The organism is Streptomyces sp. NBC_00647, from assembly GCF_045207245.1.
GTDB lineage: Bacteria > Actinomycetota > Actinomycetes > Streptomycetales > Streptomycetaceae > Streptomyces.
On the sequence record NZ_CP109040.1, the window covers coordinates 5,417,706 to 5,432,174 of the forward strand.

Sequence of the window (14,469 nt, forward strand, 5' to 3'; positions counted from 1 at the left end):
TCGTGACGACGATGACTGAGAACGCGTCGGGACTCCGCGAGTTCAAGATGCCCGATGTGGGCGAGGGACTCACCGAGGCGGAGATCCTCAAGTGGTACGTCCAGCCCGGTGACACCGTCACCGACGGCCAGGTCGTCTGCGAGGTCGAGACCGCCAAGGCCGCGGTCGAACTGCCGATCCCGTACACCGGTGTGGTGGCCGAGCTCCACTTCCCCGAGGGCACGACGGTGGACGTCGGCCAGGTGATCATCGCGGTGGACGTGTCCGGTGGCACGGCACCCGCGCAGGCCGCCCCGGCCGCCGCGCAGGCTCCCGCCGCTCCCGCCGCTCCCGCTCCCGTGGTGGAGGCGGCCCCCGCGGAGGAGGCCAAGCCCGAGGGCCGCAAGCCGGTCCTCGTCGGGTACGGCGTGGCGGAGTCCTCCACCAAGCGTCGCCCCCGCAAGGGCGCCGAGGTCCCGGCGCAGCAGAGCGAGACGCTCTACGCGGCCACCGCGATCCAGGGCGAGCTCAACGGCCACGGGCACGCCGTCCAGCAGCGGCCCCTCGCCAAGCCCCCGGTCCGCAAGCTCGCCAAGGACCTCGGGGTCGACCTGGCGACGGTCACGCCGTCGGGTCCGGACGGCATCATCACGCGGGAGGACGTGCACGCGGCCGCGGCCCCGGCACAGGCGCCGGCTCCGGTCGCCGCCCCGGCCCCGCAGGAGGCCTCGGCCCCCGTCCAGCCGCAGGCACCGGCTCCGGCCGCGTCGTACGACGGCGCCCGCGAGACCCGTGTCCCGGTCAAGGGTGTCCGCAAGGCGATCGCCACCGCGATGGTGGGCTCGGCGTTCACCGCGCCGCACGTCACCGAGTTCGTGACGATCGACGTGACGCGCACGATGCGTCTGGTCGAGGAGCTCAAGCAGGACAAGGACATGCAGGGGCTGCGGGTGAATCCGCTGCTGCTCGTCGCCAAGGCCCTGCTGGTCGCGATCAAGCGCAACCCGGCCGTCAACGCGTCGTGGGACGAGGCCAACCAGGAGATCGTCCAGAAGCACTACGTGAACCTGGGCATCGCCGCCGCCACCCCGCGCGGCCTGATCGTGCCGAACATCAAGGACGCCCACACCAAGACCCTGCCGCAGCTGGCCGAGTCGCTGGGCGAGCTGGTGGCGACGGCCCGCGAGGGCAAGACCTCGCCGGCCGCGATGCAGGGCGGCACGGTGACGATCACCAACGTCGGCGTCTTCGGCGTCGACACCGGTACGCCGATCCTCAATCCCGGCGAGTCGGCGATCCTCGCGGTCGGCGCGATCAAGCTCCAGCCCTGGGTCCACAAGGGCAAGGTCAAGCCCCGTCAGGTCACCACGCTGGCGCTCTCCTTCGACCACCGCCTGGTCGACGGCGAGCTCGGCTCCAAGGTCCTGGCCGACACCGCCGCCGTCCTGGAGCAGCCCAAGCGGCTGATCACCTGGGCGTGAGCCGGCCGGCCGGAGGGATCTGAGTCCGGTCCGGAGGAACGCGAAAGGGGCCTGCCGCGCATCGCGCGGCAGGCCCCTTCTCCCGTCTGTGGGCCTTACTTGGCGAAGCCGTAGTTCATCAGCTTCGTCGCGTCCGACTCACGGGCCGGGATGGACGTCGAGGCGAGGACCGTCCCGATGACCGTCTTGCCGTTGCGGGTGGCGGCGAAGACGAGGCAGTACTTCGCCTCGGGGCCGGAGCCGGTCTTCACGCCGATGGCGCCGCTGTAGCTGCTGAGCAGCCCGTTCGTGTTGGGCCACGCCGCCATGGTGCGCGTGGTGCCGACCTTCGTCACGGTCTTCGCCGTGTACGACTTGGTCTTGACGATCGTCTTGAACGTGGAGCTCTTCATCGCGCTGCTGGCGATCTTCGTCAGATCGCGCGGCGTCGAGTAGTTCGAGCCGTTGCCGATGCCGTCGAACGAGTCGAAGTGCGTGTTCGTCAGGTGGAGGCTCGTCGCGGCGGCGTTCATCTTGCCGATGAACGACTTCACGCGAGCGGCGCGCGTCGTGCCCGAGCCGAACTTGTCGGCGAGCGCGTAGGCGGCGTCGCAGCCGGACGGCAGCATCAGCCCGTAGAGAAGCTGACGAACGGTGACTTTGTCGCCGACGATCAGGTGGGCCTGCGAGGCGTTGTTGGCGACGACATAGTCGCTGTACGCCTTCTGGATCGTGACCGTGGTGTCCAGGTTCAGATTCGGCTGAGCGAGCACCACCTTGGCCGTCATGATCTTCGTGGTGGAGCCGGTGGAAAGCCGGGTGTCCGCCTTCTTGGTGTAAAGCGTCGTGCCGGTCCCGTTGTTCATCACATAGCCGCCCTTGGCGGCGATGGTGGGCGTGGCGACGGCGCCCGCGGGCGCGGCGCCGAAGCCGCCGGCGGCCAGCACGGCGCCGGTCGTGAGGGTCACAGCGGCGGCCCTGCGGAAACGCGTGCCCTTAATGCCGGTAATCAAAATGAACGCTCCGTATGCGCGAAATGCCCCTGGGAGAACGGCACATGGCAGTGCCGTCCCATGTACGGACTCGCGGGGCGGGCAAAGGGATGTACGGCGAAGGGGTGGAAGTTATGTGACGTGGGTTACATCGAGAGGGGGGTGGGGTCCGCATGCTGAAATGACTCGGATCATGGGTACGTGTTGTATCTATGATGTGCGCATGCCTTCAGCCCCGCCCGCGCCGGTGCGACCTCCCGTGAAGCAGCCGCCCGCCGCCGACCGCGTCTACGCACACGTCAAGCAGGGTGTCCTGGAACGCCGTTACGAGGGCGGGGCCCTCCTCACCGAGGGCGAACTCGCCGACGCCGTGGGGGTGTCGCGCACCCCGGTCCGTGAGGCGCTGCTCCGTCTCGAGGCCGAAGGACTCATCAGGCTCTACCCGAAGAAGGGCGCGCTCGTCCTGCCGGTCTCCGCCCAGGAGATCGCGGACGTGGTCGAGACCCGCCAGCTCGTCGAGGAGCACGCCGCGCGCAAGGCCGTACCGGCCTCGCCGCAACTCATTGTCCGCCTCGAAGAACTGCTGGCCCGGCAGAAGGAGCAGGCCGCCGCCGGAGATCTGGCCGCCGCCGCCGTCACCGACCGCTGCTTCCACGCCGAGATCGTCCGCAGCGGCGGAAACGAGATCCTCTCCCGGCTCTACGACCAGCTCCGCGACCGGCAGTTGAGGATGGGGGTCGCCGTGATGCACGCGCACCCCGACCGGATCACCAAGACGCTCGTCGAGCACGAGCAGATCCTCCAGGCACTGCGTTCCGGCGACGCCGACGCGGTCGTCGATCTCATCCACGGACACGTCAGCTGGTTCTCCAACCTGGCGCGGGGCGAGGTCCGATGAGCTCCTCGGCCGCACTGCCCGGCGATCCACCCGGCGGCCGGCGCGCGATCGCCGTCTGGGGCATCGGCGTCTCCGTCTACTTCGTCGCGGTGATCTTCCGTACGTCGTTGGGGGTGGCCGGGCTCGACGCGGCGGACCGTTTCCATGTCGGCGCCTCCGCCCTGTCCACGTTCTCCATCCTCCAACTCCTCGTCTACGCGGGCATGCAGATACCGGTCGGGCTGCTGGTCGACCGGCTCGGCACCAAGAGGGTGCTGACCATCGGCGTGGTGCTGTTCACGGCCGGGCAACTGGGCTTCGCGTTCTCCTCGTCGTACGGCATGGCGCTCACCTCGCGCGGCCTGCTGGGCTGCGGTGACGCGATGACGTTCATCAGCGTGCTGCGGCTCGGCACCCGCTGGTTCCCCGCCCGGCGCGGGCCGCTCGTCGCGCAACTCGCGGGTCTGGCCGGCATGGCGGGCAACCTCGTCTCGACGCTCGTGATCGCACGGCTGCTGCACGGAGTGGGCTGGACCACGGCGTTCGCCGGAAGCGCGGCCGCCGGTGTGGTCGTCCTCGTCCTCCTCCTGCTGTTCCTGAAGGACCACCCCGAGGGCCACGAACCGGAGCCGTTCCCGCACCGGGGCGCCGCGTACGTCCGGCGGCAGATCACCGCGTCCTGGCGTGAACCCGGCACCCGGCTCGGTCTGTGGGTGCACTTCACCACGCAGTTCCCGGCGATGGTGTTCCTGCTGCTGTGGGGTCTGCCTTTCCTCGTCCAGGCGCAGGGTCTCTCGCGGGCGACGGCCGGTGAGCTGCTGACGCTCGTCGTCCTGTCCAACATGGTCGTCGGGCTCGTGTACGGGCAGATCGTCGCCCGGCACCACACGGCACGGCTGCCGCTGGCGCTGGGCACGGTCGCGGCGACGGCGGTCGTGTGGGCCGGAGTGCTGGTGTACCCCGGCGAGCACGCGCCGATGTGGGTGCTGATCGTGCTGTGCACGGTGCTCGGGGCCTGCGGGCCGGCCTCGATGCTCGGCTTCGACTTCGCGCGGCCGGCGAACCCGCCGGAGCGTCAGGGAACCGCGTCCGGAATCACCAACATGGGTGGTTTCGTCGCCTCGATGACGACGCTGCTGGCGATCGGTGTGCTGCTCGACGCCACCGGCGACAACTACCGGATCGCCTTCTCCGCCGTGTTCGTGCTCCAGGCGGCCGGGCTGAGCCAGATCTTCCGGCTGCGGAAGCAGGCGGCCCGCCGGGAGCGGGAGCGGCTGGTGGCCAGCCGGGTGGAGACGGTGCACGTGCCGGCTTAGCCACCGCAGGCCATGCCGGCCCCCCGCCCGCGCGTCCCGACCTGGACCGGCGTGGGCGACGGGGGAGACATGGGCGGCGGAGGACGGCGGAGGACGCGTGGCGGTGGGGCGAGAGCCGCCCCGCCCGTCCCGCTCCGTTACGGCGTGACGGTGAAGTTGCGCAGGATCGCCGCCGTCAGCTCCGGGTCGCCCTCGGTCTTGATGCGGTCGGACACGGCATCGGCGTGGACACGGCCGCAGGCGAGCCGGACGAAGGTCTCCCAGTCGAGCGAGAGGCTCGCGGCGGGACCGAGGGACGGCGCACCGTCTATCGAGCCGCGTCCGTCGGCGTCGATGCGGACGGTACGAAGGAACTCGACGGGGCCGTGCACGTCGAAGACGACCGCCGAGTTCGCCGGCGCCCCCGCGTCCTTGGCGACGACCTTCGGCAGGGCGGCCAGCAGGTCGTCCCGGACGATCTGCGAACCGGGGGAGTCGAGGTTCCCCGGCCGGCCCAGCGTGACCCGCAGATCCTGCTCGTGCACCCATACGTCGAACGCGCGGTTGCGCATCGCCTGTTCGAGGGTCACCTCGGTGCCCAGGGGGCCGCGCACCTTGGCGTCGGGCTGCCGCGACTCGTTCCGCAGCTGCCTGTTGCGGCGGATGACCGTGTACTCCAGCTCGGAGGTCATCTCCGGCGCCGTGTGGTGGCGGCGCACGTCGACCTGCATCTCCATGTAGCGCTGGTGCTCGTTCGTCACGTGGTAGAGGTCGCGGGGGAGCGTGTGGATCGGCCGGGGGTCACCGAGCATCTCGCAGTCCAGCCCGATGACATGGGAGACGATGTCGCGGACCGACCAGCCGGGACACGGAGTCCGCCGGTTCCACTCGCCCTCCACAAGCGGCTGCACCAGCTCGGATATTGCTTCGATGGAGTGGGCCCAGGCGTCGGCGTAGGACTGAAGACTCGGATGCAGACTCACGGAACGGGACCCCTCGGGCGGTTGGACGCGGGCAGTGCACAGGCAGCGGGTGTCTTGGGACGCTAAGTTACGCTGCTGTGAGGCACCCCGGCAGTGCTTTCGTGTGACGATCGTAGGCCCGTATCAACGGCTCGAATGCCAGGACGGTGGTAGTGTGCGCGCCTCGCTCCTCCAGATCGACGTAAACGCCGACGAATCGGTCGCTGCCCGCAGAGGCCGTGTCGCGGACCTGGTACGGGATCAAGCCGGAGTCGATCTCGTGGTGCTCCCCGAGCTGTGGACCACGGGTGCCTTCGCCTACGAGGAGTTCGGAGTCCAGGCCGAACCGCTCGAGGGGCCGACCCACGAGGCGATGGCCAAGGCGGCGAGCGACGCGGGTGTGTGGCTGCACGCGGGCTCGATCCCCGAGCGTGCCGCGTCCGAGGCCGGTTCCGAGGCCGGTTCCGGGTCCGAGGCCCCCCTCTACAACACCTCCCTCGTCTACTCCCCCGCCGGTGAACTCGTCGCCGCCTACCGGAAGATCCACCGCTTCGGCTTCGACAAGGGCGAGGCCGTACTGATGGGCGCGGGCACGGAGCTGGTGACGGTGCGGCTGCCGGAGACCGTCCTCGGTGTGGCCACCTGCTACGACCTGCGGTTCCCCGAGCTCTTCCGCGGGCTCGTCGACGCGGGGGCGCAGACCTTCGTCGTCCCGGCAGGCTGGCCCGAACGGCGCCGCTCCCACTGGACCCTGCTCGCGCAGGCACGCGCCGTGGAGAACCAGGCGTACGTCCTCGCCTGCGGAACGGCCGGTACGCACGCGGGAGTTCCCCAGGCCGGTCACTCGATCGTGGTCGACCCCTGGGGGGAGGTCCTCGCCGAGGCGGGCTCGGGCGAGGAGATCCTCACGGTGGACTTCGACCCGGCGAAGGTCACGACGACGAGGGAACAGTTCCCGGCCCTGAAGGACCGGCTGCTCGGCCTGGAGACTCCCCGCCGCTGACCGGCGCCCCCGCCGCCCGCCCGTCGCGCGCTCCAGGGTCCCCACTCCGGACGTCCTCCCGGGCGGGGACCCCGCAGACGCGCTCCCGCCGTCGGCCGCCGTTCCCTTCTCAGTCGTCCCCCCGCTCCTTCTCCGTCAGATGGATCACGCACACCGCCACCGCGATCAGCAGTGCCGGATCGGCGTCCTCCCGTACGACGTCCACTCCGTACGTGTCGCGGATGTGGAGCCGGCGGCGGGAGATCTGGGCGAGGAGCTCGTTGTCGTAGTCGACGGCGAACTCGCGGTCGAGGATCTTGCCGCTGACGTCGAGCTCGGTACCGTCGACGAGGGAGACGCGGTAGTGGTTGCGGAGCAGGGACAGACGCTTGCGCTTGATGGTCGCGAGCGGGTCGCCGTCCCGCTCGATGATCATCGTGTCGCGCAGCGCGAGCATCTTCTGGTGGATGTCGATGAGGACGCGCCCATGGATGTCCTTCAGCTCGAAGGTGTCCCGCAGGCGCATGGCCTTGCCGTCGACAAGGAAGACCTTGTTGCCGTGGTCGTCCTCGATCCAGTAGTCGTCACCCAAGCCGAGCAGCCGGTCGCGCACGAGGTATCTCATGCGTCACCGGTTCCCCGGCGGGCGGTCCGAAACGCCGCCGGTAGGCCGACGGGCTGAGTCCGGTCGCCCGGCACACCCGCTCGCGCAGGTTCGCGGCGGTCCCGAGCCCGCTGCGGTCCGCCACCACGTCGAGCCGGACCTCGCCGCGCTCGATGAGCCGGCAGGCCAGGGCGACCCGTTCCGTCGTCAGCCACGCCAGCGGCGTCGTGCCGAGCTGCGCGCGGAAGCGGCGGTGCAGTGTCGCCGGGCTGACCGCGGCGCGCGCCGCCAGGCCGCCGACCGTCAGCGGCTCACCGAGCCGCTCCTGCGCCCAGGCCAGCAGGGGTGCCAGCGACGCGTCGGGCACGTCGGGCAGCGGCCGTTCCACGAACTGGCGCTGGCCCCCGTCGCGGTGCGCGGCGAAGACCAGCCGGCGGGACACCGCGTTGGCGATCTCCGCGCCGTGGTCGCGCCGTACGAGGTGCAGCCCGAGATCGAGGGCCGCGGCACTGCCCGCCGCGGTCAGCACGTCCCCCTCGTCCACGAAGAGCACGTCAGGATCCAGCTGCACCCTCGGGTGCAGCTCCCGGAAGGCGCCCGTCCAGCGCCAGTGGGTGGTGGCCCGCCGCCCGTCGAGCAGCCCCGCCTCGGCCAGCGCGAAGGCCCCGGTGCAGAAGCTCACCACGCGGGCCCCGCGCGCGTGGCCGCGCCGGATGGCGTCCAGGACGGCGGGCCGGCGCGGTACGACGTTGTCGGGCCGGCCGGGCACGACGACGGTGTCGGCGTCGTCCACCGCGTCGAGGCCGGGCACCCCGTTCAGGGTGAAGAACCCGTGGTTCATCCGGACGCCCGTCGTGGGCGCGCACAGGGTCAGCTCGTACAGCGGCTCCGCTCGTCCCAGCTCGGGCCGCGGAAGCCCGAACAGCTCCGTCGCGACTCCGACTTCGAAGGGATTCGTGCCCTCGTCGACGATCACGGCGACGCGATGCGGCCGGGTCGGCGGCGGCTCCCCCCGCCCGGGAACGGCGGTGCGAGGCTCCCGAGTGGGCACGTTGGTGCTGGGCTCCTGAGTGGGCACGGCGGTGCCGGGTCCCCGAGTGGGCGCGGCGGTGCGAGGCTCCCGAGCGGGCGGAGAGTGCGAGGATCCTTGCGGCATACGCGATTTCTAGCACTCGCGGGTGTTCCGCGCGGAGCCGAGGATGAGCGGATGACCAGCGAATCCGCCCGCCGCGCCGAACCCGTCTCCCTCTCCGCCGCCCTCGCCTCCTTCACCGACCTGTGGAGCCCCAGGATCGTCACCGCCGTCAACGACTACGACGTGCGCGTCGCGAAGGTCGAGGGAGAGCACGTCTGGCACGTGCACGACCACACGGACGAGTTCTTCCTGGTCCTGGAGGGCGAGCTGACCATCGCGCTCCGGGAGCCGGCCGGCGAGCGGACCGTCGTCCTCCCCAAGGGCTCCGTCTGCACGGTCCCGCGCGGAACCGAGCACAAGCCGTACGCCCCCGGCGGCGCCGCGATCCTCCTCTTCGAGCCCACCGGCACCCTCACCGTCGGCGACCATCACGACGAGATCCCGGCCCACGTGGACGCGACGACCGGGCACGCCCTGGGCTGACCACCGAGTAAACCGTGTCCCCCGCGCAACCAAGGGCGCCCTCCGTTGGTCTGCTCTTTGCCAACGCCGCTCCACGCCCGCGCCGACACGAGGTGAACCAGGGGTGGCGCACCGGCGACCCACACTCTGTGGATGCTCCGAGCATCCCCGCATGCCCAGGAGGACCCCCGCATGCACCACCGCCTCAGCGTCACCCTGGCGACCGCCGCTGCAGCCGCCCTCACCGGCGGCCTGCTGGCGTTCGCCACCGCCCCGGCCTCCGCGGCCGGCGCCGCCAAGGCGTACGACTTCAACGGTGACGGCTACCGCGATCTCGCGATCGGTGTGAAGTCGGGAACGGCCGGCGGCAAGAAGGGCGCCGGATACGTCGCCGTCGTGCCCGGCTCCGCGAAGGGACCGAAGACCTCGGCGCGCTACACCGTCAGCCAGTCCACCAGCGGCATACCCGGCACCTCCGAGACGAACGACTTCTTCGGTTCCCGGATCACCAGCGCGGACCTCAACAGCGACGGTTACGCGGACCTGGTCGTCACGGCGCCCGGTGAGGACGCGTCCACCAGTGAGGACACCGGCCGCATCACCATCCTGTGGAGCGGCCCGCAGGGCTTCACCCGCGGCACCGTCCTGAAGGGCTCCATGCTGTACGGCGGCACCGGGTTCGCCGGGCTGGCCGTCGCCGACGTCAACGGCGACGGGAAGTCCGACATCGTCACCGCCGACCGGGGTGACGAGACCTCAGGCGTCTCCGTCGCCCGCGGCCCGTTCGCGCCGGGCACGACCCCGGCGGCCCTCACCTACGTCACCGGCGCCGGGATCCCGCACTTCACCGGGTACATCCGCCTGGCGGTCGGCGACATCGACGGCGACGGCAGGACGGACGTGGCCGCCGCGTACAACGGCCTGGAAGGCGGCGGCACCACCTACCTGCGCGGCACCTCCACCGGGCTGGTCCGCGCCTCCTCCTGGTACGGGGAGACCACGGGCAGCACCGTGGCCGTCGGTGACTTCGACAAGGACGGCTACGCGGACCTCGCCCTCGGCAACGCCGCGTTCGGCGCCTACGACAGCGAGGAGCCCTGGGTCCCGCAGCACCCGCTGCCCACTCGCAAGGGTGGCGTCGTGCGCGTGCTGTACGGCAGTGCGCAGGGCCCGGCGGCCACCCGTCCCCCGGTCGACCTGGTCCAGGGCACCGGCGGTGTTCCCGGCACGGACGAGACCGACGACCGTTTCGGCAACACCCTCTCGACCGCGGACGTCAACGGCGACGGCGCCGCCGATCTCGCGATCGGCGCACCGGGCGAGGACATCGGCTCCGCCGTCAACACCGGCAACGTCACCGTGCTCCACGGCTCCGGCTCCGGACTGACCACCACCGGCGCCCAGAGCTTCAACCAAGGCACCGCCGGCGTCCCCGGCTCCAACGAGACCGACGACTCCTTCGGCGGCGCGAACGGCTACGGGATCTTCCTGCGGGACCTCAACCGCGACGGCCGTGCCGACCTCTCCGTCGCGGCACCGGGCGAGGACGGCACCAACGGCCGCGTCTGGACCCTGACCTCCGGCGCGTCCGGCCCGACCGGCACCGGCGCGGTCAGCTTCACCGCGGGAACGCTCGCGCTTCCCGCCCCCACGACCGGCCTGGCCTTCGGCTCGGTGCTCGGTTACTGACGGCCGGACGGCACAGGCGACGCCCCCGGGACACCCGGGGGCGTTCGTCGTTCACCCGCGCCGGAGTGCAGCGGTCGGCTCCGGCGTCCGTGCGACCCTGGACGGATGAGCAGACGCGTACGGGTCCGCGCCCCTGAGCTGGTCGGCAAGGGGGGCTGGGTCAACACCGGCGGGAAGAACCTCACCTTGGCGGAGCTCAGAGGTCGCCTGGTCGTGCTGGATTTCTGGACCTTCTGCTGCATCAACTGCCTGCACGTCCTGGACGAGCTGCGGGAGCTGGAGGAGAAACACCGGGACACCGTCGTGATCGTCGGGGTGCACTCGCCGAAGTTCGCGCACGAGGCGGAGCACCAGGCGGTCCTCGACGCGGTGGAGCGGTACGGGGTGGAGCATCCGGTGCTGGATGACCCGGAGCTCGCGACCTGGAAGCAGTACGCCGTACGGGCCTGGCCGACGCTCGTGGTGATCGACCCCGAGGGATACGTCGTCGCGCAGCACGCCGGTGAGGGGCACGCCCACGCCATCGAGCGGCTGGTGGAGGAGCTGGAGGCCGAGCACACGGCGAAGGGCACCCTGCGGCGCGGTGACGGCCCGTACGTGGCGCCCGAGCCCGAGCCGACCGTGTTGCGCTTCCCGGGCAAGGCGCTCGCCCTGCCGAGCGGGAATCTGCTGGTCAGCGACACGACCCGGCATCAGCTGGTGGAGCTGGCGGAGGACGCCGAGACGGTCGTACGGCGCATCGGATCGGGTGTTCGCGGATGCGTGGACGGCAGCGCGGAGGCGGCGGGGTTCAGTGAGCCTCAGGGGCTCGCGCTGCTCGACGAGGGCGCGGTCGTCGTCGCGGACACCGTGAACCACGCCCTGCGCCGGGTCGATCTCCCGACCGGCGCGGTCAGCACCCTCGCGGGCACCGGCCGTCAGTGGTGGCGGGGATCGCCGACGTCCGGACCGGCGCTCGAGGTCGATCTGTCCTCGCCTTGGGACGTGGCTCTCTTCGGCGGGAAGATCTGGATCGCCATGGCCGGTGTGCACCAGCTGTGGGTGTACGACCCGGTGACGGAGACCGTCGGGGTCGCCGCGGGCACGAGGAACGAGGGGCTGGTCGACGGGCCGGGGCCCGAGGCCTGGTTCGCGCAGCCGTCGGGGCTCGCCGCCACCGAGGACCGGCTCTGGCTGGCCGACTCCGAGACCTCGGCGCTGCGCTGGGTCGATCCGGACGGGAGCGTGCACACGGCCGTCGGCACCGGGCTGTTCGACTTCGGGCACCGCGACGGGCCCGCCGGACAGGCGCTGCTCCAGCACCCGTTGGGTGTCACCGCGCTGCCGGACGGGTCGGTCGCGGTGAGCGACACGTACAACCACGCGCTGCGTCGGTTCGACCCGGCGACGGGTGAAGTGACCACGCTGGCCACGGATCTGCGGGAGCCGAGCGACGCCGTGCTCGTCGGGGACGTCGTCGTGGTGGTGGAGTCCGCCCGCCACCGGCTGACCCGGCTGCGGCTGCCCGAGGAGGCCGTGCGCGTGAAGTCGGTCGCCCACCGCACTCGGCGCGAGGCCATTGAAGTCGCCCCGGGAGCCGTCCGGTTGGACGTCGTCTTCCAGGCGCCGGCCGGGCAGAAGCTGGACACCCTTCCCCAAGCTCTCGATTCCGCTCGGGCAGGGGGGACCCCCATCGGGCCCTCCACGCGGCTCCTGGTCTCCGCCACTCCGCCCGGACTGCTGCTCTCGGGCGAGGGCGCGGGCACCGATCTCTCGCGGACCCTCGAGCTGAACCCGGCCGTCACGGAGGGCGTGCTGCATGTGTCCGCGATGGCCGCGTCCTGCGACGACGATCCGGCTGAGGGCACATCCCGGTCGAAGACGGGGGGAGAGCACCCGGCCTGCCATGTCCACCAGCGGGACTGGGGGGTGCCGGTCCGCCTCACCGAAGGCGGTGCGGACCGGCTGCCCCTGGTCCTCGCGGGGTTGGACGACTGAGTCGGCTCAGACGCCGTAGCCGTCGGAGTAGCCGTTGCGCTGGTGGCGGTCCTCCTCGACGACGGTCGCCGTCGGCGGTACGACCACCCGCCGGCGGCGGGCGACGCTGCCGAAGGTCGCCACACCGATCAGTCCGGCGATCATGAGGATCACGCCGACGACGTGGAGGTTGACCCCCTGCATGTCCCAGTCGGTCGCGAACGTGAGAATCGCCCCTGCGGCGATCAGGATGATGCATCCGCCCAGGCCCATGGGTGTCGCCTCCTTGAAGTAGCAACTCGGAGTCATTCCGGGCCCGTTCCGGGTACCCGGGACCACGCGAGCCATGCGGAGGCGATCCCTCACGGCCTGGCGTCACCTCACGTCGACGTAGTCCTCGCGTCCGGAGCTCACCAGGTGGGTGCTGGTCGGGTAGAGCAGCACGGCGACCCAGGTGCCGTCCGTCTGGGCCGTGAATCCCTTGCTGAAGGAGCCGTTGGAGCGCGTGGTGGTGTCGCCCTTGTCGTACCAGGTGCTGGAGCCCTTGGGACGGAAGAGGATCTTCACCTTCTGGCTGGAGTACGCCCTCCACGCCGACGACGTGTAGTGCTGCAGGGTGCCCTGGACGGTGATGGTCCGGCCCTTGGTGACGGGCTCGGGCGACGCGTTCGCGTCGGTGATGCGCGTTTTCGTCCGTTCGGCGTGGAGCACCGTGCTGTACGAGGCCTGCCAGTTGGCGGTGGCGGCGAAGTAGGCCCGGTAGTAGCCCTTCGCGGGTGCGTCGAAGGTGCCCTTGAAGTGGCTGCCGGTCTCCGGGTCGCCACTGCTCGGAGTGACCGTCTTCAGCGTGGTCCAGCCGGTCTTCCCGTCGGCCGAGTACTGCAGCCGTACGTGGTTGTCCGCGTCGCCGGGGGTGCTCGATCCGGTGTGCAGGTAGCCGCCCGCGGTCAGTTCGGCGTACTTGTTCAGGCTGACGGTGAAGCCACTGATCGACGTCTTACGGGCGACGTGGACGGTGACATACCGCTCGGGGCTCCTGCTGAGGAAGGTGCTGTTCTGGACCGAGACGCCCACCTTCCCCGTCCGTGACATCTTCAGTTCGCCGGAGAAGCGGCCGTCGGCGCCGGTGACGGGCCGCGAGGCCACGCCGCCGAACTCGTCGGACCAGATCTCGTCCACCGTGGCTCCGGCCAGCGGTTTCCACGCCCCGCCGACGTACACCTCGGCGGTCCCGGAGACCTTCGCCGCCTGCCCGGCCTTGACGTTCAGTTCGGCGGCGTCCAGGGTCACGCGCGTGTCCGACTGCACGGCCCTGACCTCGACGCTCTGGTTGGCCCTGGACTGGTACCAGGGCTCGTCCGGCCGCAGCCAGGCGTTGACGCTGTCGCTGGACGCGCTGGTGACGTGGTAGCTGTAGCTGAAACGGCCGTTGGCGCCGGTCCTGGTCTCCGCGTTTGGGCCGGAGATCTCCAGGTCCACGCGCTCGTTCGCCGCGGGCGTGGTCTCGCCGGTGCGCGGGTCGGTGACCGTGAAGCCGCCGGTGACGGTGACGTCCTGGTGCTCGTAGTCCGGGTTCTGCGGGGTGACCCGCAGATCCGTGAGGTTCGCTTCGAGCTCGTACCAGTAAGTGTTCTGAGCGGTGGTGGTGTCCCCGTCGGCGTCGGTCAGGTCGACCACGACACGGTAGGTGCCGAGGTCGGCCAGGTGCAGCGGGGTGGTGGTCCGCCATGTGTTCGCGAAGCCGGTGCTGGAGTCAGGGGTGAAGTCGCTGACCTGGGTGATCTCCGGGGCGCCGGCGGCGGAGCCCGGCGCGTACAGGTGTGCGGTGATCGAGGTGATGGCGGTGTCGGACGAGGCGGACACCCACACCAGGCCGGCACCGGGGTGGTCACCGCTGCCGACGCCGTACAGCACCGGCGCCACCGCCGCGTGCGCAGCGGGCACCGGGCCGAGCAGCAGGCCGGCCGCGACGGAGGCGCAGGCGAGCGCCAGGGATCTTTTTCGCACGTTTGAGTCCCCCCACGAGACTGTTTCAGAATGCCGATCGTTGAAGATCGGATCGAATCGTACGCCGAG

The 14,469-nt window shown here is 71.0% G+C and carries 13 protein-coding genes; 7 read left to right on the top strand and 6 right to left on the bottom strand.

All coding sequences use genetic code 11. The annotated features are described in order from the left end of the window. Positions 1–2: 2 nt before the first annotated feature. Positions 3–1,460, top strand: coding sequence for a dihydrolipoamide acetyltransferase family protein (locus tag OG788_RS23810; RefSeq protein ID WP_406373296.1), 1,458 nt, complete (start codon positions 3–5; stop codon positions 1,458–1,460). A gap of 95 nt (positions 1,461–1,555) precedes the next feature. Here OG788_RS23810 and OG788_RS23815 read toward each other — a convergent pair whose 3' ends face one another. Then, complete coding sequence (locus tag OG788_RS23815) at positions 1,556–2,452, bottom strand: D-alanyl-D-alanine carboxypeptidase family protein (RefSeq protein WP_406373297.1); 897 nt, start codon at positions 2,450–2,452, stop codon at positions 1,556–1,558. A 202-nt stretch (positions 2,453–2,654) separates the two neighbouring features. Here OG788_RS23815 and OG788_RS23820 point away from each other — a divergent pair, with 202 nt between their 5' ends. Continuing rightward, positions 2,655–3,329 (top strand): GntR family transcriptional regulator, encoded by a 675-nt coding sequence (locus OG788_RS23820; RefSeq protein WP_406373298.1) that lies wholly within the window; start codon positions 2,655–2,657, stop codon positions 3,327–3,329. Beyond that, positions 3,326–4,624, top strand: coding sequence for a nitrate/nitrite transporter (locus OG788_RS23825; protein ID WP_406373299.1), 1,299 nt, complete (start codon positions 3,326–3,328; stop codon positions 4,622–4,624). The genes OG788_RS23820 and OG788_RS23825 overlap by 4 nt, the downstream gene beginning before the upstream one ends. 137 nt (positions 4,625–4,761) lie before the next feature. Here the strand turns inward: OG788_RS23825 and OG788_RS23830 are convergent, their stop codons facing one another. After that, the gene (locus OG788_RS23830; RefSeq protein ID WP_266760708.1) at positions 4,762–5,586 is read right to left on the bottom strand and encodes a maleylpyruvate isomerase family mycothiol-dependent enzyme; all 825 of its coding nucleotides are present in this window, start codon (positions 5,584–5,586) and stop codon (positions 4,762–4,764) included. Between the two features lie 154 nt (positions 5,587–5,740). Between OG788_RS23830 and OG788_RS23835 the strand changes: the two genes are divergently transcribed. Continuing rightward, a complete protein-coding gene (locus OG788_RS23835; protein WP_406373300.1) occupies positions 5,741–6,568 on the top strand; it encodes a carbon-nitrogen family hydrolase in 828 nt (275 codons plus the stop codon). A 109-nt stretch (positions 6,569–6,677) separates the two neighbouring features. Here the strand turns inward: OG788_RS23835 and OG788_RS23840 are convergent, their stop codons facing one another. Further along, complete coding sequence (locus OG788_RS23840) at positions 6,678–7,172, bottom strand: LURP-one-related/scramblase family protein (RefSeq protein WP_406373301.1); 495 nt, start codon at positions 7,170–7,172, stop codon at positions 6,678–6,680. Then, positions 7,132–8,127 (bottom strand): helix-turn-helix domain-containing protein, encoded by a 996-nt coding sequence (locus tag OG788_RS23845; protein ID WP_406373303.1) that lies wholly within the window; start codon positions 8,125–8,127, stop codon positions 7,132–7,134. The genes OG788_RS23840 and OG788_RS23845 overlap by 41 nt, the downstream gene beginning before the upstream one ends. Before the next feature lie 231 nt (positions 8,128–8,358). On the opposite strand from OG788_RS23845, the gene OG788_RS23850 reads away from it, so the two are divergent. The 3 genes from OG788_RS23850 to OG788_RS23860 all read left to right on the top strand — a co-directional run bounded on the left by OG788_RS23850 (position 8,359) and on the right by OG788_RS23860 (position 12,414). Then, positions 8,359–8,769, top strand: a complete 411-nt coding sequence (locus OG788_RS23850; protein ID WP_406373304.1) for a cupin domain-containing protein — start codon at positions 8,359–8,361, stop codon at positions 8,767–8,769. Positions 8,770–8,901: 132 nt separating this feature from the next. Next, positions 8,902–10,437, top strand: coding sequence for an FG-GAP and VCBS repeat-containing protein (locus OG788_RS23855; RefSeq protein ID WP_351536333.1), 1,536 nt, complete (start codon positions 8,902–8,904; stop codon positions 10,435–10,437). A gap of 105 nt (positions 10,438–10,542) precedes the next feature. After that, positions 10,543–12,414, top strand: coding sequence for an NHL domain-containing thioredoxin family protein (locus OG788_RS23860; RefSeq protein ID WP_406373305.1), 1,872 nt, complete (start codon positions 10,543–10,545; stop codon positions 12,412–12,414). Positions 12,415–12,420: 6 nt separating this feature from the next. Here the strand turns inward: OG788_RS23860 and OG788_RS23865 are convergent, their stop codons facing one another. Further along, entirely contained in the window at positions 12,421–12,666 is a 246-nt protein-coding gene (locus tag OG788_RS23865) for a DUF6458 family protein (protein WP_266765774.1), read from the bottom strand. 102 nt (positions 12,667–12,768) lie between these two features. Continuing rightward, a complete protein-coding gene (locus tag OG788_RS23870) occupies positions 12,769–14,400 on the bottom strand; it encodes a hypothetical protein (RefSeq protein ID WP_406373306.1) in 1,632 nt (543 codons plus the stop codon). Positions 14,401–14,469 lie beyond the last annotated feature (69 nt).